General features: G+C 63.1%; 29 protein-coding genes and 1 rRNA gene. 10 read left to right on the top strand and 20 right to left on the bottom strand.

What is annotated here, in order from left to right; translation table 11 throughout:
• The first annotated feature begins 135 nt into the window (after positions 1-135).
• The 3 genes from ACQ4WQ_RS25050 (at position 136) to ACQ4WQ_RS25040 (ending at position 2,887) form a co-directional block, all read left to right on the top strand.
• Positions 136-519, top strand: a complete 384-nt coding sequence (locus ACQ4WQ_RS25050) for a BlaI/MecI/CopY family transcriptional regulator (RefSeq protein ID WP_326458132.1) — start codon at positions 136-138, stop codon at positions 517-519.
• The gene (locus ACQ4WQ_RS25045) at positions 516-1,763 is read left to right on the top strand and encodes a TonB family protein (protein ID WP_436500801.1); all 1,248 of its coding nucleotides are present in this window, start codon (positions 516-518) and stop codon (positions 1,761-1,763) included. The genes ACQ4WQ_RS25050 and ACQ4WQ_RS25045 overlap by 4 nt, the downstream gene beginning before the upstream one ends.
• A gap of 86 nt (positions 1,764-1,849) precedes the next feature.
• A complete protein-coding gene (locus ACQ4WQ_RS25040) occupies positions 1,850-2,887 on the top strand; it encodes an oxidoreductase (protein ID WP_436500799.1) in 1,038 nt (345 codons plus the stop codon).
• Here ACQ4WQ_RS25040 and ACQ4WQ_RS25035 read toward each other — a convergent pair.
• The 5 genes from ACQ4WQ_RS25035 to ACQ4WQ_RS25015 all read right to left on the bottom strand — a co-directional run bounded on the left by ACQ4WQ_RS25035 (position 2,880) and on the right by ACQ4WQ_RS25015 (position 5,807).
• Positions 2,880-3,209, bottom strand: a complete 330-nt coding sequence (locus ACQ4WQ_RS25035; protein WP_436501067.1) for a hypothetical protein — start codon at positions 3,207-3,209, stop codon at positions 2,880-2,882. The genes ACQ4WQ_RS25040 and ACQ4WQ_RS25035 overlap by 8 nt on opposite strands.
• The gene (locus ACQ4WQ_RS25030) at positions 3,209-3,673 is read right to left on the bottom strand and encodes a carboxypeptidase regulatory-like domain-containing protein (RefSeq protein ID WP_436500797.1); all 465 of its coding nucleotides are present in this window, start codon (positions 3,671-3,673) and stop codon (positions 3,209-3,211) included. The genes ACQ4WQ_RS25035 and ACQ4WQ_RS25030 overlap by 1 nt, the downstream gene beginning before the upstream one ends.
• A gap of 65 nt (positions 3,674-3,738) precedes the next feature.
• On the bottom strand, positions 3,739-3,930 hold the full coding sequence (locus ACQ4WQ_RS25025; protein WP_326458128.1) for a YqaE/Pmp3 family membrane protein: 192 nt from the start codon (positions 3,928-3,930) through the stop codon (positions 3,739-3,741).
• A gap of 95 nt (positions 3,931-4,025) precedes the next feature.
• The gene (locus tag ACQ4WQ_RS25020; protein WP_436500794.1) at positions 4,026-4,892 is read right to left on the bottom strand and encodes an alpha/beta fold hydrolase; all 867 of its coding nucleotides are present in this window, start codon (positions 4,890-4,892) and stop codon (positions 4,026-4,028) included.
• Between the two features lie 21 nt (positions 4,893-4,913).
• On the bottom strand, positions 4,914-5,807 hold the full coding sequence (locus tag ACQ4WQ_RS25015; protein WP_070222806.1) for a LysR family transcriptional regulator: 894 nt from the start codon (positions 5,805-5,807) through the stop codon (positions 4,914-4,916).
• A gap of 125 nt (positions 5,808-5,932) precedes the next feature.
• Here ACQ4WQ_RS25015 and ACQ4WQ_RS25010 point away from each other — a divergent pair, with 125 nt between their 5' ends.
• Together ACQ4WQ_RS25010 and ACQ4WQ_RS25005 are read left to right on the top strand one after the other, a co-directional pair.
• Positions 5,933-6,676, top strand: a complete 744-nt coding sequence (locus ACQ4WQ_RS25010) for a sulfite exporter TauE/SafE family protein (RefSeq protein ID WP_326458126.1) — start codon at positions 5,933-5,935, stop codon at positions 6,674-6,676.
• Complete coding sequence (locus ACQ4WQ_RS25005; protein ID WP_436500792.1) at positions 6,664-6,912, top strand: GNAT family N-acetyltransferase; 249 nt, start codon at positions 6,664-6,666, stop codon at positions 6,910-6,912. The genes ACQ4WQ_RS25010 and ACQ4WQ_RS25005 overlap by 13 nt, the downstream gene beginning before the upstream one ends.
• Positions 6,913-6,997: 85 nt before the next feature.
• Here the strand turns inward: ACQ4WQ_RS25005 and pyrE are convergent, their stop codons facing one another.
• Entirely contained in the window at positions 6,998-7,660 is a 663-nt protein-coding gene (gene pyrE, locus ACQ4WQ_RS25000; protein WP_076568256.1) for an orotate phosphoribosyltransferase, read from the bottom strand.
• A gap of 109 nt (positions 7,661-7,769) precedes the next feature.
• Between pyrE and ACQ4WQ_RS24995 the strand changes: the two genes are divergently transcribed.
• A complete protein-coding gene (locus tag ACQ4WQ_RS24995) occupies positions 7,770-8,546 on the top strand; it encodes an exodeoxyribonuclease III (protein ID WP_070222814.1) in 777 nt (258 codons plus the stop codon).
• 28 nt (positions 8,547-8,574) lie between these two features.
• Here ACQ4WQ_RS24995 and ACQ4WQ_RS24990 read toward each other — a convergent pair whose 3' ends face one another.
• The 13 genes from ACQ4WQ_RS24990 to ACQ4WQ_RS24930 form a co-directional block, all read right to left on the bottom strand.
• Positions 8,575-9,477: an RluA family pseudouridine synthase gene (locus tag ACQ4WQ_RS24990; protein ID WP_436500789.1), complete on the bottom strand. Its 903-nt coding sequence runs from the start codon at positions 9,475-9,477 to the stop codon at positions 8,575-8,577.
• Position 9,478: 1 nt separating this feature from the next.
• On the bottom strand, positions 9,479-10,381 hold the full coding sequence (locus tag ACQ4WQ_RS24985) for a M48 family metallopeptidase (protein ID WP_230506400.1): 903 nt from the start codon (positions 10,379-10,381) through the stop codon (positions 9,479-9,481).
• Positions 10,362-11,621, bottom strand: a complete 1,260-nt coding sequence (locus ACQ4WQ_RS24980; RefSeq protein WP_436500787.1) for an AmpG family muropeptide MFS transporter — start codon at positions 11,619-11,621, stop codon at positions 10,362-10,364. Before ACQ4WQ_RS24980 ends, ACQ4WQ_RS24985 begins: the two co-directional genes overlap by 20 nt.
• Entirely contained in the window at positions 11,621-12,232 is a 612-nt protein-coding gene (gene metW, locus ACQ4WQ_RS24975) for a methionine biosynthesis protein MetW (RefSeq protein WP_326458122.1), read from the bottom strand. The genes ACQ4WQ_RS24980 and metW overlap by 1 nt, the downstream gene beginning before the upstream one ends.
• Positions 12,229-13,428 carry a homoserine O-succinyltransferase MetX gene (gene metX, locus ACQ4WQ_RS24970; RefSeq protein WP_436500785.1) on the bottom strand — a complete coding sequence of 400 codons (1,200 nt, stop codon included), beginning with the start codon at positions 13,426-13,428 and terminating at the stop codon, positions 12,229-12,231. Before metX ends, metW begins: the two co-directional genes overlap by 4 nt.
• Before the next feature lie 135 nt (positions 13,429-13,563).
• Entirely contained in the window at positions 13,564-15,306 is a 1,743-nt protein-coding gene (ptsP, locus tag ACQ4WQ_RS24965) for a phosphoenolpyruvate--protein phosphotransferase (RefSeq protein ID WP_436500783.1), read from the bottom strand.
• A 44-nt stretch (positions 15,307-15,350) separates the two neighbouring features.
• Positions 15,351-15,620: an HPr family phosphocarrier protein gene (locus ACQ4WQ_RS24960; RefSeq protein WP_010393142.1), complete on the bottom strand. Its 270-nt coding sequence runs from the start codon at positions 15,618-15,620 to the stop codon at positions 15,351-15,353.
• A 92-nt stretch (positions 15,621-15,712) separates the two neighbouring features.
• Positions 15,713-16,117 (bottom strand): PTS sugar transporter subunit IIA, encoded by a 405-nt coding sequence (locus tag ACQ4WQ_RS24955; protein WP_035824452.1) that lies wholly within the window; start codon positions 16,115-16,117, stop codon positions 15,713-15,715.
• Positions 16,118-16,131: 14 nt separating this feature from the next.
• Complete coding sequence (gene gshB, locus ACQ4WQ_RS24950) at positions 16,132-17,088, bottom strand: glutathione synthase (protein WP_326458119.1); 957 nt, start codon at positions 17,086-17,088, stop codon at positions 16,132-16,134.
• A 96-nt stretch (positions 17,089-17,184) separates the two neighbouring features.
• The gene (gshA, locus tag ACQ4WQ_RS24945) at positions 17,185-18,483 is read right to left on the bottom strand and encodes a glutamate--cysteine ligase (protein ID WP_077399358.1); all 1,299 of its coding nucleotides are present in this window, start codon (positions 18,481-18,483) and stop codon (positions 17,185-17,187) included.
• A 204-nt stretch (positions 18,484-18,687) separates the two neighbouring features.
• Entirely contained in the window at positions 18,688-20,226 is a 1,539-nt protein-coding gene (locus tag ACQ4WQ_RS24940; RefSeq protein WP_326458118.1) for an ammonium transporter, read from the bottom strand.
• Positions 20,227-20,237: 11 nt separating this feature from the next.
• Positions 20,238-20,576, bottom strand: a complete 339-nt coding sequence (locus ACQ4WQ_RS24935) for a P-II family nitrogen regulator (RefSeq protein ID WP_010393464.1) — start codon at positions 20,574-20,576, stop codon at positions 20,238-20,240.
• An 11-nt stretch (positions 20,577-20,587) separates the two neighbouring features.
• Positions 20,588-21,355 (bottom strand): TorF family putative porin, encoded by a 768-nt coding sequence (locus ACQ4WQ_RS24930; RefSeq protein ID WP_326458117.1) that lies wholly within the window; start codon positions 21,353-21,355, stop codon positions 20,588-20,590.
• A 269-nt stretch (positions 21,356-21,624) separates the two neighbouring features.
• Here ACQ4WQ_RS24930 and ACQ4WQ_RS24925 point away from each other — a divergent pair, with 269 nt between their 5' ends.
• From ACQ4WQ_RS24925 to ACQ4WQ_RS24910, 4 genes are all read left to right on the top strand, one after another.
• On the top strand, positions 21,625-21,879 hold the full coding sequence (locus ACQ4WQ_RS24925) for an accessory factor UbiK family protein (protein ID WP_070289926.1): 255 nt from the start codon (positions 21,625-21,627) through the stop codon (positions 21,877-21,879).
• A gap of 120 nt (positions 21,880-21,999) precedes the next feature.
• The gene (locus tag ACQ4WQ_RS24920; protein WP_436500779.1) at positions 22,000-23,520 is read left to right on the top strand and encodes a YifB family Mg chelatase-like AAA ATPase; all 1,521 of its coding nucleotides are present in this window, start codon (positions 22,000-22,002) and stop codon (positions 23,518-23,520) included.
• 64 nt (positions 23,521-23,584) lie between these two features.
• Entirely contained in the window at positions 23,585-24,130 is a 546-nt protein-coding gene (locus tag ACQ4WQ_RS24915; RefSeq protein ID WP_436500777.1) for a hypothetical protein, read from the top strand.
• 180 nt (positions 24,131-24,310) lie between these two features.
• The gene (locus ACQ4WQ_RS24910) at positions 24,311-24,655 is read left to right on the top strand and encodes a DUF1840 domain-containing protein (protein WP_034749443.1); all 345 of its coding nucleotides are present in this window, start codon (positions 24,311-24,313) and stop codon (positions 24,653-24,655) included.
• Positions 24,656-24,716: 61 nt separating this feature from the next.
• On the opposite strand, the gene rrf is transcribed toward ACQ4WQ_RS24910, so the two are convergent.
• Positions 24,717-24,825: ribosomal RNA gene (rrf, locus tag ACQ4WQ_RS24905) — 5S ribosomal RNA — on the bottom strand; the annotation flags it as partial.

The following is a 24,825-nucleotide window of genomic DNA, read 5'->3' as shown; positions in this document are numbered from 1 at the left end:
GCATTTATAAACAGCCTTGTCTAGACTTTTCCCCTGCTATGAATGCTGCTTGAAGGCCTGCGAAAATTAAAGTATACATTTTTGTCTATAAGGTTTAATCTAGCCCTATTGAATTTCAGGCAAGAGGAAAACCGCATGGCCAAGACGCACGACATCCCGAAACCGACGGCAGCCGAACTCGATCTGCTGCAGACACTGTGGCCGCTGGGCGCCGCCACGGCCAAGCAGGTGCACGAGGCGATGGCGCTGGCCAAGCCGGCCATCACGTATGGCACCGTGCTGCGCCTGATGCAGATCATGCACACCAAAGGCTTGCTGATCCGCGACGAAAGCCAGCGCTCGCACGTGTATGCGCCGGCCCAGGCCCAGGACAGCCTGCAGACGAATTTGCTCAAGGAATTGATGCAGAAAGCCTTTGCCGGTTCGGCCAAGGCGCTGGTGCTGGCGGCGCTGCGCACGGGCGTGTCGCGCGCCGAACGCGCGGAAATCGAAAAAATGCTCAAGGACGATCAGTCATGAGCGGCTTCGTGCCGGCGCTGGGCTGGACCCTGCTGCACTTCCTGTGGCAAGGCTTGCTGATCGGCTGCGCCACCGCGCTGGCATGGGCCGCCTTGCGCAATGCGCGTCCCGAGGCACGCTACGCCGTCGGTTGCGGCGCCCTGCTGGCCTGCCTGGCGTGGCCGGCGGCGGGCTTGTATCTGCGTCTGGCCGGGGCCGATGCCACTGGCGCCCTGTACTCCAGCGCCTTGCTGCCCGCCGCCCTGCTGGCGCCCGACAGCCTGCCCGACCTGGATCTGCTGCTGCGCGCCGTCGTCGGCGTGTGGGCCTTGTGCGCCGCCGTGCTGGCCGTGCGCATGGCGCTGGGCATGCTGTGGATAGAGCGCAGCGCCAGGAACACGGGCGCCACGCATGCACAACTGCAGACAAGGCTGTCGCGCATGGCGCACGATGCCGGCGTGGCGCGTCCCGTGCGGCTGCGCGTGCTCGACAACATCGCCAGCCCGCTCACGGCCGGCATCTGGCGCCCTATGGTGCTGGTGCCCGCGGCGCTGCTCACCGGCATGCCGCCGCACCTGCTCGATGCGCTGCTGGCGCATGAACTGGCGCACATCCGGCGCCACGATTATCTGATCAACCTGCTGCAAAACGCCATCGAGGCGCTGCTGTTCTTCCACCCTGCCGTCTGGTGGATTTCACGCGGCGTGCGCCTCGAACGCGAACACATTGCAGATGATTTCGCAGCAAGACAACTGGGCGAACCGCGGCGTCTGGCTCTTGCACTCTCGGAACTGGAACGTCTCCAGTTCTCAACCCACCACCTGGCCCAGGCGGCCAACGGAGGAGATCTTATGTCACGTATCAAACGATTGCTGCGCCCCGCACCGCAAACCCTGAACTGGAAGGCGGCCGTACCGCTGCTGGCATTGGCCGGTGCCTGCCTTGGCATCTACGGCCAGGCCGTCGCCGCCGACAGCGCACCCGTGCTGGAGCGCCGCCCCATCATCGACTTTGGCGTGTGCGGCAAACCGGCCTGGCCGGCCGCATCGCTGCAGGCGAAGGAAGAGGGCACGGTCACCATGTCCTTCGACGTGAATGCCAGTGGCAAGGTATTGAACTCGAGCGTGGTCAAGAGCAGCGGCCATCCGGCCCTCGACGAGGCGGCGCGCAGCGGCATTGCCAAATGCACGTTCAAGCCGGCCCTCGCTGGCGGCAAGCCTGTCAGCGCCAGCGTCAAGGTGCAATACGTCTGGAGCCTGAACTAATGTATCAGCGGCAGCATCGCAACAGCGGAGCTGCCGCCCGCTTGCGGGTATGATCATGGATTCTTCCACGCACCTGTGAATCCGCCATGAACAAGATCAAAACCGGCCTGGTCGGCTACGGCTTTGCCGGCTCCACCTTCCACGCTCCCGTCCTGTCCACCATCGATGCCCTGGAATTAACGGCCGTCGCCTCCAGCAAGCCCGAGCTCGTGCACAAGGATTGGCCGCACGCCACCGTGTATGCGGAGCCCGCGCAGCTGTTTGCCGATCCGTCCATCGAGCTGGTCGTCATCGCCGCGCCCAACGAGGCGCATTTCAGCCTGGCGCAAGCGGCCCTGCAAGCGGGCAAGCACGTGGTGGTCGACAAGCCATTCACCATTTCCAGCACCGAGGCGCAGAGCCTGATCGCGCTGGCGAAAGAGCGCCAGCTGGTACTCAGCGTGTATCACAACCGGCGCTGGGATGGCGACTTCCTGACCCTGAAAGCGCTGCTGGCGCAAGGCACCCTGGGGCGCATCGCCAGCGTCGAATCGCATTTCGACCGTTTCCGCCCCGAGATCCGCCAGCGCTGGCGCGAGTCCGGCGCACCGGGCGGCGGCTTGCTGTACGACCTGGGCCCGCACATGCTGGACCAGGCCATGCAGCTGTTCGGCAAGCCGGAAAAGCTGTATGCCGATATCGTCCTGCAGCGCGATGGCGCGCAAGCCGTCGACTACATGCACATCGTTTTGTACTATGACCGGCTGCGCGTGGTGCTGCAAGCGGGCTGCCTGGTGAAGGCGCCGACGGCGCGCTTCGCCGTGCATGGCGACAAGGGCAGTTTCGTGAAATTCGGCCTCGACCCGCAGGAAGATGCCCTGAAGGCGGGCGGCAGGCCGGGCCAGCCCGGCTGGGGCGTCGACCCCGTGCGCGGCGCGCTGCACCTGGGCACGCAGCCGGACGGCCATTGCGAACACCTCGAAATGCAGGCGGGCCGCTACCAGGATTTTTACCAGGGCATGGCCGACGCCATCCGCCACGGCGCACCGGCGCCGGTGGCGGCCGAGGATGCGGCAGCGACGATACGCCTGATCGAACTGGCGCTGCAAAGCGCCGCCGAAGGGCGCGTGCTCGCGGTCAGTTGATGACGAAGGCCAGCACCACGGCGCCCAGCGCCAGCAGGGCCAGGCCGCAGATGAACAGCAGCTCGCCCCACGATTCGTAGCGCAAGCGCGAATGGCCGGGGCGCAGCGACATGAACGAGAGCACGGCGCTGACGAGAAAGACGATGGCATCGACGGCGAGCAGCTTGTCGATGGCCACGCGCACCTCGCCGCGCGGCGCCAAATGCCCGATTGACAGCACCGTCATGCACACGCCGACCATCGTCGCCGACGTTGGCAGGATATGCGCCGACAAGCCACGCGCCGACAAGCCCAGTTCGGGCGCCTTGCCGTCGCCAGGCATCAAGGCCGGCCCTGGTTCGTTCCCGCCGGCCAGACCAGCTCCACGCGCGCGGAACTGCCCGCCTTGATCTGCACCTTGCGTTCCAGCGTCTTGCCGGCCAGGGTGGCGCGCAGGCTGTAGCTGCCCGGCGCCAGTTTCGCCAGCAGGAACGGTCCGCTGGCCGTCGTGTCCAGCACCGGATTACCCTTGGCATCGCGTATTTCCAGCTTCACGTCGGAGGCAAATTCCGCCTTGCCCGCCGCCTGCACGGAAAACACGAGACTCAAGGGCCAATGCCGGCTGGCGCTCTTGATGGCCGTCGACTCATCGAGGCCGATGCCGCCGCTCAGGTACTCCACCGCCCCGCTCTTCTGCACGGGCGGCAGTGCGCCGTCGGTTTGCGCCTGCGCCGCACTTCCCAGCAACAGCCCGGCGGCCAGCATCGCCGCCGCCAGGCCCAGGGTACCGCGTCTGTTTAATGCCATCTCACTCTCCTCATGTCGGTTGAATCAAGATAGGAAGCGCAGCTTAGGCCAGCCTTAGAACACGCTTAGCGCCGGCGCATGGCGTCGGCGATTTTCTGGTCCGTCTTGTACTGGCTCAGCGCATACACGGCCCAGATCGTGGCCGGCAGCCAGCCGATCACGGTGATTTGCAGGATCAGGCAAATGATGCCGGCGATCGGACGGCCGATCGTGAAAAAGGTCAGCCACGGGAGTAACAGGGCAATCAGCAAGCGCATCGTTCGTTCCTTGAGTATTCCCCTGTGCCGCGGGGACCGGGCCGGCATGCGCCGGCGGTAAATGCAGTTAATCCGATTATAACGATACCTGGCCCTCACGCCTGCACGGGTGCCAGCAGTTTTTCCATCCAGGCCAGGATGGCGGCAAAGATCGCCTCGCGGTTCACTTCATTGAAATTCTCGTGATAATTGGCCGGATAAAAATGATAGTCGAGCAAGCCATCGGGCACGCTGCGCAGCAGGCTTTCCGTGGCGCGGCTGTCGGCCAGCTTGTCGTCGCCCGCCACCACGGCGAACAGGGGGAAGCGCCAGTCCGACAAACCGCCCGCCAGCGCCTTTTGCGCCGACGTCAGCGCATGGGCGAAGCGCACCGACGCCGCACTGGCGCGTATGCCGTCGCGCTCGTCCTGGAAATGGCGCGCGGTGATGGTTTGATCGTGCGTGAGCAGCATGGTCAGGTTGCCCAATGGCACTTTCATCGTCGGGAAGCGCTGCGCCAGCCAGCCCGACAGCATCTGCAGCACCTTCGGCACGGGAATCGCATTCACGTAATACGGCGATGAAATCACAAATCCCTTGATGGCCGGGTCGCCCGCAAAGCGCCATAGCCCCAGGTGCGTGGCGATCAGGCCGCCCATGGAGTGGCCCATGACGAACACGGGCACGCCCGGATACGTCTGCTTGATCCAGGCGAGGAACAGCTCTTCGTCGTCGAGGAAGGCGTCGAACGAGGGGATATCGACCTTGCGCTTGCCATCGTGGCCCACCATGTCGAAGCTGACGGTGGCGATGCCGTGCTGGCGGAAGTATAGCGCCGGCGTGACGTAGTCGCCCGCATGCGCCATGCCGCCGTGGATCGCCAGAATCACGGCGCGGGGATGCTCCGGCTGCCAGATGTGGATGGGCCGCTCGACCTGGTCGCTGCACAGCAGGCTGGCCATCTTGTCTTCTGAAAAATGCATCGCTGCTCCTGTCATGCCCTGTCACGCCTTCAGATGATCGATCAACTGGCGCGCATACAGGGGTAATTCACTGAACTGGCGCACGCAGATCGTCAGATTGCGTACGGACCAGGGATCGGATAATTCCAGGCAACGCAGCGCCATCGTCTGCTGGCAGCGGCTGGCCGCCGCCAGCGGCACCACGCTGATGCCCACGCCGCTGGCCACCATGCGGCACACGGCATCGAAGCTGCGCAGGCGCACGCGCACCTTCAAGGGGCGCCCCAGGCGCGCCGCATGCATGCCCAGGTACTGCTGCATCGCGCTGTCGTCGGCCAGGCCGATGAAATCGTGATCCAGCAGCGTGGAAAACGCGACGACGCCATCCTGTCCGAGTGCGCGGTGATGCACGCCGTCGGCCGCGGCGATCACCACCAGCCGGTCGGGACGGAACAGAAACGTCTGCAAGCCGCGCATGTCGACCGAGTCGGACACGATGCCCATGTCGGCCAGCCCTTCCGAGACGGCCTTGACGATATCGTAACTGAGGCGCTCTTCCAGGTCGATGGTCAGGTTCGGATGGCGGTCGAGAAAAGCGCCTAGCGCCTCGGGCAAAAATTCGCTGAGCGCGGCCGTATTGCACAGCAGGCGCAACTGCCCTTTCAAGCCGCGCGCAAATTCACCGAGTTCGCCACGCATTTTCTCCATTTGCAGCAAGACGAGGCGCGCGTGATGCAGCAGGGTCTGGCCCACGGGCGTCGGCTCCACGCCACGCCGGCCGCGCAGCAGCAAGGGCATGCCCAGCATCTCTTCCATGCCGCGCACGCGCGCACTGCTGGAGGCCAATGCGAGATGGCTGCGCGCGGCGCCCGCCGTCAGGCTGCCCGCTTCCACGACGTTGACGAACAGCTGTAAATCGACCAGATCAAAGCGCATGACGGCTCCCCTTTTCAGCATCTTATCAGCCTTCGTATTTTACTGAGGCTGACTCAAAATAATCCACCTTGGCGAAACCACCCAGCGCGCGCAGAATTCACGCAATTTACTGTGGAATAGAAAAAATGGAGACGTCATTCCTGCTGGCCGTCGGCGCCAGCTTCCTCGTCGCAGGCTTCGTCAAGGGCGTAGTCGGATTGGGTCTGCCGACGGTGGCCATGGGCACGCTCAGCCTCGTCATGCCGCCCGTGCAGGCGGCGGCCCTGTTGATCGTGCCGTCGATGGTCACGAATGTCTGGCAACTGGCGGCCGGCCCCGGGCTGCGCGCCCTGCTACGGCGCCTGTGGCCCATGCTGGCGGCCGTCATGGCCGGTACCTTGGCGGGCGGCGCGCTGCTGCCGGCCGACAGCGGCGCCTGGGCCGTCGTCGCGCTGGGCGTGGCGCTGATGCTGTATGCGCTGGCGGGCTTGTTTTCGCTGCAGCTGCGCGTGCCGGCGCGGCACGAAGCGTGGCTGGGGCCATTGGCGGGCGCGGCGACGGGACTGGTGACGGCCGCCACGGGCGTATTCGTGATCCCCGCCGTGCCGTATCTGCAGGGACTGGGCCTGGCGCGCGACGCGCTGGTGCAGGCACTGGGCCTGGCCTTTACGGCTTCGACCGTGGCGCTGGCGGCCAGCCTGGCTCTGCACGGCGACTTCAGCCTCGGCGCGGCCGGCGCATCCGCGTATGCGCTGCTGCCGGCGCTGGCCGGCATGCTGGCCGGTCAATGGCTGCGCGGCCGCATCGCGCAGCTGGTATTCAAGCGCTGCTTTTTTATCGGCCTGTTCGCCCTGGGCCTGCATGCGGCGGTCAAACCATGGCTGGCGTGATGCGGATAGACTGGCAAGGGGACAGCGCGCTGTGCGCATGGATCGACGGCCAGCAGGTGGCCATGCTCGACTTCAGCAGGAGCGCGGACGAGGTTACGGTCAACATGCTGTTCGTGAAACCGCCGTTCCGGCGGCGCGGCATCGGCGCCGCGCTGCTGCGGCGGCTCTTGCAATGCCATCCGCAGGCCAGCGCCGCCTGCAGCGACCCGCGGCTGCGGGCGCTGCTGGAAAAGTAGTGCGATTTAAAGTGCTCAGGGCAAGGCGCAGCGCGGCAGACAGCACGCTAATGCGGCAACGCGCTGCAACGCCGCCATGGGCGCTTTAAATCCCGTAGCGCGCGCGGTAGGCGGAAACGGCCTCTTTGTGCTTCAGCAGTTCCGGATCGGCGCCCGCGCCGTTCAGGTAGCCGAACAAGTCGTCCAGGTTGCCGATCGAGATGACGGGGATGCCATACTGTTTCGACACTTCCTGCACCGCCGAACTTGGCGACAGCTGGCCGTCCGGGCCCGAACGCTCCATGCGGTCCAGGGCGATCAGCACGGCGCATGGCTCGGCGCCGGCGGCGCGGATCATGTCCACCGATTCGCGCACCGAGGTACCGGCCGAGATCACATCGTCAATGATGACAACCTTGCCATGCAGTTTGGCGCCGACGATGGTGCCGCCTTCGCCGTGATCCTTGGCTTCCTTGCGGTTGAAGGCGAACGAGGTGTTGCGGCCCTTGCCAGCCAGCGCCACGGCGGTGGCCGACGCCAGGGTGATGCCCTTGTAGGCGGGGCCGAACAGCATGTCGAATTCCACGCCCGAGTCGAGCAGGGTCTGCGCATAGAACTGCGCCAGCTCGGCCAGGGTGGCGCCGTCATGGAACAGGCCCGCATTGAAGAAGTACGGCGACTGGCGCCCGGCCTTGGTGGTGAACTCGCCAAACCGCAAGACTCCCTTGGATACTGAAAACGCGATAAACTGCTGGCGTAAATTATTCACATTAGCCTCATTTTTTAAAAGTGCCTGTATTTTAATCCGCGCGCAGCGGCGAGACAATCGCCATGCCGCGCCCGCCGGCCCCGTCCAGCGCCCTTTTCACTTTCGACCTATGCCAAAAATTATCTCCGCCAACCTGAACGGCATCCGTTCCGCCGCCAAAAAAGGCTTTTTCAACTGGATGGGCACGCAGACGGCCGATTTCATCTGCGTGCAGGAATTGAAGGCGCAGCTGCCCGACATGACGCCGGAATTCCTCAACCCGCACGGCTACCATGGCCATTTCCACTATGCCGAGAAAAAGGGGTATTCCGGCACGGGCGTGTACAGCAAGGTGGAACCGGACGCCGTGCATATCGGTTTCGGCAGCCCCGAATTCGATGCCGAAGGCCGCTACGTGCGCTGCGATTTCGGCAACCTGTCCGTCATTTCCGTGTACTGCCCCTCCGGCTCGTCCGGGCCGGAACGCCAGGAAGCCAAGTTCCGCTTCATGGAACTGTTCCTGCCGCACCTGCTGGAATTGAAGGCGCTGGGCCGCGAAGTGGTCATCTGCGGCGACTGGAACATCGCCCACCACGAAATCGACCTGAAGAACTGGAAGGGCAACAAGAAGAATTCCGGCTTCCTGCCCGAGGAACGCGCGTGGCTGACGCGCGTCTTCGACGAAGTGGGCTTCGTCGACGTGCACCGCGGCCTGGACAAGCGCGAAGACCAGTACACGTGGTGGAGCAACCGCGGGCAAGCCTACGCGAAGAACGTGGGCTGGCGCATCGATTATCACGTCGCCACCCCCGGCATCGCGGCCCAGGCGCATACGGTCAGCGTCTACAAGGACGAGCGGTTTTCCGACCATGCGCCCTTGATCATCGATTACACGGTCAAGGGCTGATCTTTGACACGTCGGCGCTGGTGTCGGCTTACGCCAGCACGCGCCGGCTTTCGAAATGGCGCGGCTCGCCGCTCAAAGGGTCCGTGAAATCGATGGCGCGCGCCAGCAGCTGCAAGGGCTGCGACATGTCGTCTTCCTTGCACGGCAGGGCCACCGGGTAAAACGCATCGTTGACGATGGGGATGCCTAGCGAAGCCAGGTGCACGCGCAGCTGGTGCTTGCGCCCCGTGTGCGGCTGCAGCCGGTACAGGGCCACATCGCCGCGCTCTTCGATCACGTCGATGACGGTTTCCGAGTTCGGCTCGCCCGCCTCCTCGCGCATGAGGAAAAACTGCGCGCCCTCGACCATGCGGCTGCGGTAGGTAAATGGAAAATCGCGTCCCGCCAGCACGGGCGCCAGCGCCTCGTACGTCTTGCGCACCTCGCGGCGCTGGAACAGCGACTGGTAGGCGCCCCGGCTGGCGATCTGGCGCGAAAAAATCACCACGCCGGCCGTCTCGCGGTCGAGGCGGTGGATCGGCGTGAGGTCGGCGCTATCGAGCCGTTTCTTCAGGCGCGTCAGCAAGGTCTCCTGCACGAAGCGCCCGCCCGGCGTCATGGGCAGGAAGTGCGGCTTGTCGACGACGATCAGATGCTCGTCCTGGAACAGGATCTCTTCCTGGAAGGGAATCGGCGTTTCCCGCTCCAGCTCGCGGTAGTAAAAAATGCGCATGCCGCGCTTGTATGCGCTGCCGGGCGCCAGCACGGCGCCGTCGCCATCGACCACTTCGCCGCGCGCCATGCGGTCCCGCCATTGCGCGGCGCTGATCTGCGGGTAGCGCTCGACCAGGAAGGTGAGCATGTCCGGCCACTGCCCTTCCGGCAGCCACAGGTAGCTGGCTGCCACGCCGTCGCGCATGGGCAAAGGTGAGGCCGCGTGACGCTTCGGCATCCTAGCGCTGCGCGATGGCGGTGCTGCGGTATGGCGGCAAGGCGTCCACGCTGACGCCCTTGCTGCGCGCGTACAGCGGCAGCACTTGCGCCATGTGGCTGTTCATCTGCGAGATGCGGTCCTTGCCCGACGGGTGCGTCGAGAGGAATTCCGGCGGTGCGCCCTTGCTCACTGCCGCCATTTTCTGCCACAGGATGACGCCGGCGCGCGGGTCGAAACCGGCGCGCGCGGCCAGGTCCATGCCGATCAGGTCCGCTTCGCGCTCATCGTCGCGCGAAAACTTCAGCATCACGCCCTGCGCCGCCATATTCGTGGCGGTGCTGGTGATGCTCGGATCGACGCCGAGCCAGGCCGACAGTCCGGCGCCGGCCAGCTTGGCGCCGACGGCGGCCAGGTTGCCCTTGCCCGCCTGCGCCTGCGAGTGTTCGCGCAGCGCATGCGAAATCTCATGCCCCATGACGATGGCCACTTCATCGTCGGTCAAATTGAGCTTGGTGATGATGCCGCTGTAAAAAGCGATCTGCCCGCCCGGCATGCAAAACGCATTGACCTGGTCGGAATTGAGCAGGTTGACCTGCCAGTTCCAGTCGGCCGCCGCCTCGTTCCAGCGCGTGGCGAACGGGATGATGCGCTGGGCGATGGCGCGCAGGCGTTTCACTTGCGGATCGCTGTCGGGCACCAGCGCATTTTTTTCCTTCGCCTCGTTGACCAGCTGCGCATATTGCTGCTTCGATTGTGCATTGAAATCGGCGCCGCCGGCAAAGATGCGCGACGTCGACAGGGGACGCACCTTGATGCCGTCCTGGACCGTCGCCTGCTGGGCGTGGGCGGACAGGGGCGCCAGCGCGGTGGCCGCGCACAGGCTGGCCAGGATGGCGTAACGTTTAAGGGATATTGGTGCCATTGGCAGACCTCCATGGAGCAATTTTAGGCAGCATCATCATGGCCGGGAAGGCCAGGAAGAAGCACACGATGAAAAACGAGAACCAGCCCAGCTCGGCGACCAGAAAGCCCACGGAGGCATTGATCAAGGTGCGCGGCACGGCGCTCAGGCTGGAAAACAAGGCATATTGCGTGGCCGTGTAGCGCGGGTCCGTGCTGCGCGACAGGAACGCGACAAAGGCGGCCGCGCCCAGGCCCAGGCTGGCGAACGCTTCAAAACCGATCACGGCACTCAACAACACAGTGTTCGGCCCCACCTGCGCCAGCCAGGCAAAGCCGAGAATGGCGATCGCCTGCAGCGCGCCGAATACCCACAGGCCCCGGTTGATGCCCAGCTTGAGCATCCACACGCCACCGACCACGCCACCGGCCAGGCTGGCCCAGAAACCCGTGGTATTGGCGGCCAGGCCGATCTGCGTCATGGAAAAACCCAGGTCCAGATAGAACTTCGTCGCCAGCGCCGTGGCCATGCTGTCGCCGATTTTGTAGAGTAATACGAAGGCGAGTATCCACATTGCGTTACGCCAACCATCGCGCGCGATGAATTCCTGGAATGGCAGGATGATCGCTTCGCGCATGGTCTTCGGCGGCGAACCGTACACGGTGGGCTCCTTGATCAGCAAGGTGCAGACGAGGCCCGGCAGCATGAAGGCGGCCGTGATCCAGAACACGGGCTGCCACGGCATGCGGTCGGCCAGGATCAGCGACAGCGCGCCCGGCACCATGCCCGCCACTTTATAGGCGTTGACGATGACGGCCGCGCCCAGGCCCTGCTCGTTGTCGGACAGGATTTCGCGCCGGTAGGCGTCGATGACGATATCCTGGCTGGCCGACAGAAAAGCCACGCCGCCGGCAGCGGCCGCGATCAGGCCGATCTGCGTGAGCGGGTCCAGCATGCCCATGCCGCCGATGGAAAAGAACAGCGCCACTTGCGTGAGCGCCATCCAGCCGCGCCGGCGTCCCAGTCCCAGGATGCGGTAGCGGTCCATCAGGGGCGCCCACAGGAATTTCCAGATGTAGGGGAACTGCACCAGGGCGAACAGCCCCAGCGCCTTGACGTTCAAGCCCGACTTGGCCAGCCATGCCTGCAGCAGGTACAGCAGGATGAACAGGGGCAGGCCGGAACTGAAGCCCAGCACCAGCACGGCCAGCATGCGGCCATTGGCATAGGAACGCCAGCCAGGCGCCGGGCTTGTGCTCATCAATGCACCGCTTTTTTACGCAGGCGGAAGACGGCCAGGTCGCCACGCAGGTTCGGCAGCACGGAAACCATCTTGCCTTCGGCCAGCGCCACGCATTCGATCACTTCCAGGCCGCATTCCTCGGCCAGCTCGCGGAAATCGTTGATGGTGGCGCAGCGCACGTTGGGCGTGTCGTACCACTGGTAAGGCAGCGACTTCGACACGGGCATGCGCCCTTTCAGCAGCGACACGCGGTGCGGCCAGTAGGCGAAGTTGGGGAACGAAACGATGGCCTCGGCACCCACGCGCACGATGTCGCGCAGCAGCGGCTCGACCTGCTTCATCATCTGCAGCGACGACAGGCACAGCACCGTGTCGAAGCTGTTGTCGCCGAAAATGGCCAGGCCCTTTTCCATGTCCTGCTGGATCACGTTCACGCCGCGCAGGGTGCTGGCCAGCACCTTGTCGTCGGCGATCTCGATGCCGTAGCCGCTGCACTCCTTGTCGCTTTGCAGATACTGCAGCATCACGCCTTCACCGCAACCCACGTCCAGCACATGCGCGTTGTTCGGCACCCAGTGGGCGATGAAGGCCAGGTCGGGGCGCAGCGCGCTCAATTCGTCAAAAGTCATGCGGTCTCCTTGGCGCCCTGGCGGACGGCGGTGTTCTGTACTGCGGCGGGCGCGCCCGCCCCGATGTCGTTCCAAACCTGGCCATAATAGGCGCGCACCATGTTCATGTAGCGCGGATCCTCCAGCAGGAAGGCGTCGTGGCCGTGCGGCGCGTCGATTTCGGCATACGTGACCTGGCGGCGGTTGCACACGAGCGCCTCGACGATCTCGCGGCTGCGCTCGGGCGAAAAACGCCAGTCGGTGGAGAACGAGGCGAGGAAGAACTTGGCCTTGGTGCCCGACAGGGCCTTGGCCAGGTCGCCGCCATGCGCGCGCGCCGGGTCGAAATAGTCGAGCGCCTTGGTGATCAATAAATACGTGTTCGCGTCGAAGTACTCGGAGAACTTGTCTCCCTGGTAGCGCAGATACGATTCGATCTCGAAATCGATGCCGAAGCCGAATTTGTAGTCGCCCGTTTGCGCCGCGTCGCGCAGCTTGCGGCCGAATTTCTCGGCCATGTCGTCGTTCGACAGATACGTGATGTGGCCCACCATGCGCGCCACGCGCAAGCCGTTCTTCGGCACCACGCCGTGCGCATAGAAGTCGCCGCCACGGTAATCGGGGTCGGACAGGATGGCCTGGCGCGCCACGTCGTTGAAGGCGATGTTTTGCGCCGACAGCTTGGCCGTCGAGGCGATCACCACGCAGTGGCGCAGCCGCTCGGGGAACATGATGCTCCACGCCAGCGCCTGCATGCCGCCCAGCGATCCGCCCATCACGGCGGCGAACTGGATGATGCCCAGTTCATCGGCCAGGCGCGCCTGGGCGCTGACCCAGTCTTCCACCGTCACGACGGGGAAGGCGGCGCCATACGGCTTGCCGGTGGCGGGATTGGTGTGCATGGGGCCCGTCGAGCCGAAGCAGGAGCCGAGGTTGTTGACGCCGATGACGAAGAATTTGTCCGTGTCGAGCGGCTTGCCGGGGCCCACCATATTGTCCCACCAGCCCGTGCTTTTCGGCTCGTCCGCATAGACGCCGGCCACGTGGTGCGAGGCGTTCAGGGCGTGGCAGACCAGCACCGCGTTCGATTTGTCGGCGTTCAGGGTGCCGTAGGTTTCATACATCAACATATAGTCCCGCAGCGATGCGCCGCTTTGCAGCTGCAGGGGTTGCGCAAAATACATGGTTTGCGGCGAAACGATTCCAATGGATGACATGTGTGTCGGTTTATAAAAGGGAGGCGGCCCCACGGGCCATGGTCGATGCAGCACCGCGATGATAGGTGCTGCAACTTTAGCATCAGGACACCTCTTGCCGCGCGCGATGTGTCCTGATGCCGATAAGGTGACAGTTTACATGAGCTGCAACTGTTGTACGGCTTCCGCGATCACATTTGGTTCCATCGACCGCATAATTTTGCGCATTTGTGGCGCAATCAGGCCCAGGTCGCTGTTGAGGATCTCTTGCTTGACCGCCAACAGCTGGGCCGGATGCATGGAAAACTCGCGCAGCCCCATGCCCAGCAGCAAGCGCGTGAGCTTCACGTCGCCCGCCATTTCGCCGCACACGGCCACGTCAATGCCCGCCTTGTGGCCGGCCGCGATCGTCATGGAGATCAGCTGCAGCACGGCCGGATGCAGCGGATTGTACAAATGCGCCACCTCGTAATCGACGCGGTCGATGGCCAGGGTGTACTGGATCAGATCGTTCGTGCCGATCGACAGGAAGTCCATGCGCTTGACGAACATGGGCAGGGCCAGCGCGGCGGCCGGAATTTCGATCATGGCGCCCACTTCGACCTCGTCGTCGAACTTGACGCCCTCCTCGCGCAGGCTGGCCTTCGCCTGCGCGATCATGGCCAGCGACTGGTCGATCTCGAACGCGTGCGCGAGCATGGGGATCAGGATGCGTACCTTGCCGAAGGCCGAGGCGCGCAAAATCGCCCGCAGCTGCGTCAGGAACAGCTGCGGCTCGGCCAGGCAGTAACGGATGGCGCGCAAGCCCAGGGCGGGATTCAAGGCCGTATGGTCGGACTGGTCGAGCGGCTTGTCGGCGCCGATGTCGAGCGTGCGGATGGTGACGACTTTTCCCTTCATCGACTGCACCGTGTTGCGGTAAGCCTCGAATTGCTCGTCCTCGGTGGGAATCTTGTGGGCGCGGCCCATGAACAGGAATTCGGAGCGGAACAGGCCCACGCCGCTGGCGCCCGACTCCAGCGCAAACGCGCAATCCTCGGGCAATTCGATATTCGCCAGCAGGGTGACGGGCGTGCCGCACTTGGTGACGGCCGGCGTCTTTTTCAGCTTGCCCAGCTTCTTGCGCGCGCGCTGCATGGCCAGCTGGCGCTCGCGGTACTGTTCCAGCACCAGCGCGCTGGGGTTGGCGATGACGACGCCGGCATCGCCGTCGATGATCAGCCAGTCGTCCTGCTCGATCAGCATCGACGCCTGCGACATGCCGACGGCGGCGGGAATATCGAGGCTGCGCGCGACGATGGCCGTGTGCGAGTTCTGCCCGCCCACGTCGGTAATGAAACCGATGAAGGAGCGGTCGCGGAACTGCAGCATGTCGGCCGGAGAGATATCGTGGGCGACGACGATCATCTGCGCCATCAATTCGTCTTCGGCCGCGGCCTTGGGCAGCAGCTGCTCCGTGCCCAGCAAGACTTTCAATACGCGCTCGGCCACCTGCTGGATGTCGGCCTTGCGTTCGCGCAGGTACGGATCTTCGATTTCGTCGAACTGCGCCGACAATTCATCGATCTGCGTCAGCAGCGCCCATTCGGCGTTGTAGTGGCGCTTGCGGATGATGTCGAGCGGCGCTTCGGAAATCATCGGGTCGGAGAGGATCAGCGCATGCACGTCGATGAAGGCGCCCAGCTCCGTGGGCGCATCCTTGGGCAGCTCGTTCCACAGGGTTTGCAGTTCCTTGTGGACGGCGGCGATGGCGCTTTGCAAGCGCTGGACTTCGGCTTCGATCTGTTCCTGGGCGACCAGGTAATGTTTGACGTCAAGGGCGGCCGGCGCCAGCAGATGTGCGCGGCCGATGGCGATGCCGCGGGAAACCGGGATGCCGTGGAGCGTGAAAGATGCCATGGGTTGACCTGTCGGAATGCGGCTGCGGCTGCGTTCGGCGGGCATTACTCGCCTTCGCCAAACCTGTCATTAATCAGGGCGGTGAGCGCATCGACACATGCCTGCTCATCATCGCCCTCGGCTTCCAGGGTCACTTTCGCACCCTTGCCGGCGGCCAGCATCATCACGCCCATGATGGACTTGGCGTTGATGCGGCGCGCGTTGCGGGTCAGCCAGACGTCGCTCTTGAACTTGGCGGCGAGCTGGGTAAATTTGGCGGAGGCGCGTGCGTGCAGTCCCAGCTTGTTGATGATTTCGAGTTCTTTTTGAATCATTTTTGTATGGTCTCTATCCCTGAATGCACTACGCTGATGACAATCTTGGCCTATAAAACCCGCCGCCTTCAGGGCGGCGGCCATCTACTTCCTTACTCGCCCACGCGAATGCGGTTATCGACGCGCACGGCGCCGCTTTGCGCACCGGCCAGCGCCATCTCCACCACCACGTCGAGCGTGTCGCGGCGATACGTGATGGCGCGCAGCAGCATCGGCAGGCTGATGCCGGCGATGACTTCCACCCGGCCCGCATCGGCCAGCTTGTTGCAGCAGTTCGACGGCGTGCCGCCCTTCACGTCGGTAATCACCAGCACGCCGGAGCCGTCGTCGAGGCGGCAGATGGCGTCCGACGCCAGCTTTTGCACTTCCGCCAGGTCCTGGTCGGCGACGACGTCGATGGCTTCAAACCGTTCCGTTGGCCCGCGAAACACATGCGCGCAGGCGGCGATGAAAGCCTGTCCCAGCGGTGCATGTGTCATGAGCAAAATCCCTACCATAGTCAGTCCACCTTCTAGCGCTGCTGCGCTTGCGCAACGCCATGCTCGACGGCATCGACAAACATGGCAGCCACATCAAAACCCGTCTGCTGCATGATTTCCTGGAAGCAAGTCGGGCTGGTGACATTGACTTCCGTCAGATAGTCGCCGATCACGTCCAATCCTACCAGCATCAGGCCACGCGCGGCCAGGATGGGGCCCAGCTTTTCTGCGATTTCCAGGTCGCGCGCCGTCAACGGCTGCGCCACGCCAGTGCCGCCGGCCGCCAGGTTGCCCCGTACTTCGCCCGCCTGCGGGATGCGCGCCAGCGAAAACGGCACCGGCTTGCCGCCGATGACGAGGATGCGCTTGTCGCCCTTGACGATGTCGGCGATGAAACGCTGCGCCATGATGGTCTGCGCGCCGTTCTCGCTCAAGGTCTCGATGATCGCGCCCAGGTTCAGGCCATCGGCCTTGACGCGGAAGATGCCCGTGCCGCCCATGCCGTCGAGCGGCTTGAAGATGACGTCCTGGTGCTTGGCGTGGAAGGCGCGCAGGCGCGCTTCATCCGACGTCACCAGGGTCGGCGACGTGAATTCGGAAAACTGGGCAATGGCCAGCTTTTCATTGTTGTCGCGGATGGCGGACGGCTTGTTGAAGACGTGCGCGCCCTGCTTTTCCGCCAGTTCCAGCAAATACGTGCCATACACGTATTCCATGTCGAACGGTGGGTCCTTGCGCTCGATGATGGCGTCCAGGGCCGACAGGCGCACTTCCTCGGTGGAGACGACCTTGTACCAGTCGTGTTCGTCGCCGGTCAGCTCGATGTGGTTGACCCGTGCCGTGACGATGCCCTCTTCCAGCGCCATGTCCTTCTGTTCGAACGCATACACGGCGTGGCCGCGTTTGGCCGCCTCGCGCATCATGGCGAAGGTGGAATCTTTGTAAGTCTTGAAGCCTGCCAGCGGGTCGGCAAGGAATGCAATTTTCATGGTGCGTCCAATCGGGGAGCCTGATAAGGAATGCTTGATTCTAGCCGAGATCGCCAGGCACAGTGGTCACCGCGCCCGGCAAGCCGCAGGGAGCGATCAATACACCTCGGGATTCGGGTCCGTGCGCTCCATTTCCAGCGACGCGGCCAGCAAGGCCAGGCGCGCCACCACGCCATACACATAGAAGCGGTTCGGCGCGGCCGTTCCCGGCTTTGCCTTCAAATCCGGCACGGCATGCTGCTGGGCAAACGCCAGCGGCACGTACTGCGAGCCGGGCGCGTTCAGGTTCTGGTCGACACCCTTTTCCGCGTGCACGCGGTAGAAACCGCCCACCACATAGCGGTCGATCATGTAGACGACGGGTTCGGCCACGGCATCCTTGATGCTCTCGAAGGTTGGCACGCCTTCCTGGATGATGACATCGGTGACGACCTTGCCGTCCTTGACGATGGACATCTTGTCGCGCTGCTTGCGCGACAAGTCGCGCACTTCGCTGGCGTCGCGCACCGTCATGATGCCAGTGCCATACGTGCCCGCATCGGGCTTGACGATGACGAACGGCTTTTCCTTGATGCCGTATTCCTTGTATTTCTTGCGGATCTTGGCCAGCAGCACGTCGACGCTGGCGGCCAGCGCGTCTTCGCCCTCGCCTTCCTGGAAATTGACGTCGCTGCACTTGGCGTGGAAGGGATTGAGCATCCACGGGTCGACATCGATCATCTTGCCGAATTTTTTCACCACTTCATCGTAGGCCGTGTAGTGGTTGCTCTTGCGGCGCAAGGCCCAGCCCGCGTGCAAGGGCGGCAGCAGGCTTTGCTCATGAATATTTTGCAAGATATCGGGAATGCCGTCCGACAGGTCGTTATTCAGCAGAATCGTGCACGGGTCGAAATCCTTCAAGCCCAGGCGGCGGCCATTGTTCAGGCGCACGAGCGGCTCGATGACGAGCATGTTGCCATCTGGCAACGCCAATGGCGTCGGCTGGGTGATGTCGGGCGACCATGAACCGAAGCGCACGTGCAGCCCCGTCTGGCGGAAGATTTGCATCAGGCGCGCCACGTTCTGCAGGTACTGCGGCGTGGTGTTGTGCAATTCCGGCACGATCAGCAGGTTGCGGGCGTCCGGGCAATACTTGTCGATGGCGGCCATGGCCGCCTGCACGGACAGGGGCAGCATTTCCGTGGCCAGGTTATGGAAACCGCCAGGGAACAGATTGGTATCGACGGGCGCCAGCTTGTAGCCGGCGTTACGCAAGTCTACCGAGCAATAGAAGGGCGGCGTGTGCTCTTGCCACTCCATGCGAAACCAGCGCTCAATGGCCGGCGTCGCGGCCAGAATCTTTTTTTCGAGGTCGAGCAGCGGTCCGGTCAGGGCCGTGACGAGATGGGGAACCATAGTTACATCCTTAAATTATGTGCAGTATTCAAAAAAGCACACAGAACTGCCGACTATATTACCGTGTAAGTACCCCAAATCGGGGCAAAAGCCTTGTTTTAAAGACCTTTTCCATTCCCACAACGAAAAAAAGGCACCTCAATGAGGCGCCTTTTCCGGCCGGACATGCCGCGCCGGGGCGCTGGCATGCCAGATCATTGCTATTTAGCCATGATACGCTTGCTCGCCATGGCTCGTGATATCGAGACCTTCGCGCTCTTCTTCTTCCGGTACGCGCAAGCCGATGACGATGTCGACCAGTTTATAGGCGACGAGGGAGACCAGGGCCGACCACAGGATGGTGGTGCCGACCGCTTGCGCCTGCACCCACACCTGGTGGCCGATCGAGTACGGATCGGCCGACATCTTGTTGGTGACATAGTCGAAGATGCCCTGGCCGCCCAATTGTGGTGCAGCAAACACGCCCGTCAGCAAGGCACCGAGGATGCCGCCTACGCCATGCACGCCGAACACGTCGAGCGAATCGTCGGCGCCGATCAGGCGTTTCAAGCCATTCACGCCCCACAGGCAGATGACGCCGGCCAGCAGGCCGATGACCAGGCCGCCCATCGGGCCGACAAAGCCGGCCGCCGGGGTGATCGCCACCAGGCCGGCCACGGCGCCCGATGCGCCACCGAGCATGGATGGCTTGCCTTTGCTGATCCATTCGCCAAATACCCACGACAGGGTGGCGGCGGCAGTGGCCAGCAAGGTGTTGACGAAAGCCAATGCCGCCACGTCGCCCGCTTCCAGCGAGGAACCGGCATTGAAACCGAACCAGCCCACCCACAGCAGCGAGGCGCCGATCATGGTCATCGTCAGCGAGTGCGGCGCCATCGATTCACGGCCGTAGCCGACGCGCTTGCCGATCATGATCGCGCCCACCAGGCCGGCGACGGCGGCATTGATGTGCACCACGGTGCCGCCGGCGAAGTCCAGCGCTCCTTTTTGCCAGATCCAGCCCGCTTTCAGGGCTTCGCTGGCCGAGGTGGCGGCATTGGTGATCAGGTCAGGACCGGTCCAGAACCACACCATGTGGGCCGCTGGCAGGTAGGCAAACGTGAACCACAGCACGACGAAGGCCAGCACGGCGGCAAACTTGGCGCGCTCGGCAAAGGCGCCGACGATCAGTGCGCAGGTGATGGCGGCAAACGTGCCCTGGAAAGCCACGAAGACGAACTCGGGAATGACGACGCCCTTGCTGAAGGTGGCGGCGGCGGCAAACGTGCCCTTGGCCGGGTCCCAGATACCGTTCAGGAACAGGCGGTCGAAGCCACCGAAGAAGGCGGTTTTTTCCGTGAAGGCGATCGAGTAGCCGTAGATACACCACAGCACGATGACCAGCGCGAACACCATGAACACTTGCATCAGCACCGACAGCATGTTCTTCGAGCGCACCAGGCCGCCGTAGAACAGGGCCAGGCCGGGGATGGTCATCAAGATCACCAGCAAGGTGGAAATCATCATGAAGCTGGTATCGCCCTTGTTGGCGACGGGCGCGGCGGCTGGCGCGGCAGCGGCCGGGGCCGGAGCGGCGGCAGGAGCAGCCGCTGCGTCAGGCACAGGCGTGACGGCGGGGGTGGCGACGGCGGCAGTCGTGGCCGCCTCCGTCTTGGCGGGAGCATCGGCAAAGCTCGGCGTGGCAACGCCAAACGCACACAGACAGGCAAACCCAGCGAGCAATTTTGTTATATTTTTACGCATCAATATTCCCCTTAGAGCGCTTCGTTGCCGGTTTCACCGGTACGGATGCGGATGACTTGTTCCAGGTTGTAGACGAAAATCTTGCCATCGCCGATTTTACCGGTACGCGCGGCACCTTCGATCGCTTCGATGGCCTGGTCGACAATCGCGTCATCGACGGCCGCTTCAATTTTGGTTTTTGGCAAGAAATCAACGACATACTCGGCGCCACGGTAGAGTTCCGTGTGGCCTTTCTGACGGCCGAAACCTTTGACTTCGGTGACGGTAATGCCTTGCACATTGATAGCCGACAAGGCTTCGCGCACTTCGTCCAGTTTGAACGGTTTAATGATTGCAGTAATCATTTTCATGACAGTCTCGCTTAAAAGGTTTTGGATACGGTCAGCACGAGACCGGATTTCGCCAGATTCTTGCCATTCGGTGCCAGCGACGTGATATTGGCTTTGACGTAGGCCAGCGCAACAGTTGCCATGCCGAAATCCTTGGTGACACCGAGCTTGTAATCGGTATAGCTGAGGGCATCGTTATGTTCGACCTTCTGGCGGCCCACATGCAGGTTCAGCAGATAGCCTTCGTACATATCGATATTCGCGCCCACATCGAGGTAGCCGCTGTTCTTGCTGTCAGGCACGCCAAACAGATTGGTCGTCGAGTGCGAATATTTGATGTAGGCCGGGCCATAGCCGAGCTGGCCGTACAGCTCGAAGGTGTTCGCATTCGTGCTCAAGCCATTCGATGGGTAGAAGTAATACAGGCCGCCCACGTCATAGGTGAAATCCTTGCTGATCTCGCCCCGCTTGCCGGCATAAATATCCCATTCCAGGTTCGTATCGCCGCCGCCGTCCTTGATCCATTTGATGCTCGACAACCAGGTTCCCACATACAGGCCCGTCGGATTGTGGGTGTAGTCGGCGCCGCCGCTGATGGCAGGGTCGAGACGGCTTTGCGACACGCCACGGTAGCGGTAATCGCTGGTCAGCGCCACGTTGTAGCTCACCACGTTATCAGGTACGGCTTCGGCTGCAGCAGGCGCCGCCACTGCCTCCTGGGCCATGGCGCTGCCGCACAAAGCGGTCATGGCCAGTGTCAACGCGGCAGCTAAAGTCATGTTCTTGGACAGATTCTTCATGGCGATTCCCTTTTATTGAACTTTTAAAGCGGTTGAGGTTTAAAATCTTGGCTGGAGATCACAAAGCGTTCATACCTTCTTTAGCAGAATACGTGCCAGCTCTCTTGCCACCTTGACAGGTGCATTTCCGTCCATACATACCCTGCACACGGCCAGGAATGCGGATACGGACTGCTGAAGCACAATGAGTTGCCCAGTTTCGCACCAGATTAACGCCGCTGTGCACCGCAATGGTGCGATGCACAGGCCGCACCATAAAAGGACTGACCATGGACATGAATACCTTCTTTAACGACTTGCAAGGCAAGATCCACCAAGCCATCGAAAACTCGCCGGCCAAGGATATCGAGAAAAACGTGAAGTCGATGATGACGCAAGGCTTTGCCCGCCTCGACCTCGTCACGCGCGAGGAATTCGATATCCAGGCGCAAGTGCTGGCCAAGACCCGCGCCAAACTGGATGCACTGGAATTGCGCCTGATCGAACTGGAAACGCGCCTGAACGAGCCCAAGGCCAAGGTGTAAGGTTGTAAGGTCCCGCCAGCCAGGCCCTGTTATTGACGGCCTTGCTGGCATACCTCAAACCTGACGGCGCTTCAAACGCTAGACTGATCCTGCGCGCGCCCGCGCCACAGGGGGAGTCTGATGAGCTTGGCCGTCCTGAAAAGCCGCGCCCTGGCCGGCATGGAAGCGCCCGAGGTAAGTGTCGAAGTCCACCTTGCCAATGGCTTGCCCTCCTTTACCATAGTCGGCCTGCCGGATACGGAAGTGAAGGAATCGCGCGACCGCGTCCGTGCCGCGCTGCAAAACTGCGGCTTCGAGATGCCGGCGCGGCGCATCACGGCCAACCTGGCGCCGGCGGACCTGCCCAAGGAATCGGGCCGCTTCGACCTGCCCATTGCCCTGGGCATCCTGGCCGCCTCCGGCCAGTTGCCAGGCGACCAATTACACCACTATGAATTCGCCGGCGAACTGTCGCTGTCGGGCCAGCTGCGCCCCATCCGCGGCGCGCTGGCCATGACCTTCGCCATGCAGCGCAGCGGGGCGGGCGCGCCACGCGCCTTCATCCTGCCGCAGGCGAACGCGGACGAGGCGGCGCTGGTCCGCGATGCCTGCATCTATCCCGCCCACAGCCTGCTCGAAGTCTGCGCACATTTTGCCGCGCACGCCAGCCACACGGCCCTGCAGCGCCACCAGCCCAGGCTGGCAGCGCACGCTCTGGCCTATCCCGACTTTGCCGACGTGCAAGGGCAGCAGCAGGCGCGGCGGGCGCTGGAAGTGGCAGCCGCGGGCGGCCATAACGTCCTGATGGTGGGGCCGCCGGGTGCGGGCAAGACCATGCTGGCCAGCCGCTTCCCCGGCGTGCTGCCGCCCATGAGCGACGAGGAAGCGCTGGAATCGGCCGCCGTGCATTCGCTGGGCGGCCACTTCAAGGTGGAACACTGGAAACGCCGCCCCTACCGTGCCCCGCACCAGACGGCGTCCGGTGTGGCCCTGGTGGGCGGCGGCAACGTGCCGCGCCCGGGAGAAATCTCGCTGGCCCACTGCGGCGTGCTGTTTCTCGATGAAATCGCCGAATTCCAGCGCCGGGTGCTCGATGTGCTGCGCCAACCCATGGAATCGGGCGTCATCAGCATTTCGCGCGCGGCCCGCCAGGCCGAGTTTCCGGCCCGCTTCCAGCTGATCGCCGCCATGAATCCCTGCCCGTGCGGCTATCTGGGCCACGCTTCCGGCCGGTGCCGCTGCACGCCGGACGCCGTGCTCCGTTATCACAGTCGCCTGTCCGGCCCGCTGCTCGACCGTATCGACCTGCAGATCGAAGTGGCCGCCATGCCGCCGGCGGCGCTGGGCCGGCACGCCGGCGCCGGCGAAAGCACGCAAGCCATCGCCAGGAGGGTCGCAGCAGCCTTTGCCTTGCAGCTGGCACGCCAGGGAAAAGCGAACCAGCGCCTGAACAGTACGGAAATCGAACAGCATTGCCGCCTGGAAGCCCATGGCGAACAGCTGCTGCATGGCGCCATGGCGCGCCTGCACTGGTCCGCGCGCACCTATCATCGGGTACTGCGCGTGGCGCGCAGCATCGCGGACCTGGCGGGCAGCCCCGGCATCACGCAAGCGCACGTCGCCGAAGCGATCCAGTACCGGCGCGTGCTGCGGGAAATATAGGGCGGCCGGTGAGCACCGCACGTGCGCGATTGCGCGCGATTGGCGGCGCTGCTACCATCTGCTGATGAAAAAACCATCACTTGCCCTCTTTCTGGCTACGCTCGCGGCCGCCAGCGTCTTGTCCGCCTGCAGTCCGAAATTCGACTGGCGCGACTATCGCAGCCCCGACGCCCAGTTCACGGCCCTGTTTCCAGGCAAGCCAGCCGTGCTGACACGCGAGATCGATCTCGATGGCAAGAAAGTCAGCCTGACCATGACGGCGAGCGAGGTCGATGGCAATACCTTCGCCATCGGCAGCGCCGTGCTCGACAGTGTAGAACAGGCACAAGCGGCCCTGCCCGCCATGCAGGCAGCCTTGTTAAAAAATATCAACGGCAGCGTGCGCGGCGAAAAATCGGCATCGGCGGCCAGCAGCACGGCGGCCGGAACGCACCAGCGCAGTTCGCTCAGCATCGAGGCCAGGGGCACGCAGCAAGGCAAGCCTGTCTTGCTGGTCGGCCGTTTCGTGGCGCAGGATAAACGGATTTTCCAAATCATCATCCTCGGTGAAGAAAGCAAGCTGTCGCGTGACACCATCGATACCTTCATGGACTCGGTGAAACTGGATTGAGACTTAACGATCGCTTAAACGGGTGTTTTTACGGTGAGCAAGCTCTTGTAAATGCGTGCGTTGTCCAACAGATGGCCCTATCCGGCTTGCAAATGTGCAATCCGGGCAATCGGACGGCCTGTGCGAGATTTCAAGTCGTGATATTGTTTCGACACTAACAACAAGTTTCAGAAAGCGCTTATGTTGATCTCATTCAAATCCAAATCCTCCCCAGAAGTACTGATGTACCAGGAACATGCCCAGCGCATCCTCGACATCCTGCACAAGAACCCCACGCGCGGCGTCATCACGCCAGCGGAAGCGGGCGATGCCCTGGCCCTGCTGGAAAAAGAAGTCGCGGAAAGCAAACTGCATCCGGAAAACGACATCGAACACGATGCGCATACCCCGGAGACCTTGGAAGATGGCGAAACGGGCGCCCATGCGCGCGCGCAAAAAGTGCATTTCTCGCAGCGCGCCTACCCCTTGATGGAAATGCTGCGCTCGGCCAAGGCGGAAAATGAAAGCATCACCTGGGGCATCTAGTCCGATGAATGCTGCAGACGAAAAAAAACCCCGCACCTAGCGGGGTTTTTTTATATAACAAGCCTGACGATAACCTACTTTCACACTGGTTGCAGCACTATCATCGGCGCAAAGTTGTTTCACGGTCCTGTTCGGGATGGGAAGGGGTGGGACCAACTTGCTATGGTCAT

The sequence above is a fragment of the Janthinobacterium goodfellowi genome, assembly GCF_051380695.1.
Lineage (GTDB): Bacteria > Pseudomonadota > Gammaproteobacteria > Burkholderiales > Burkholderiaceae_D > Janthinobacterium.
Note: the sequence above shows the minus strand (reverse complement) of the source record. Positions and strands in the feature narration are given on the sequence as shown.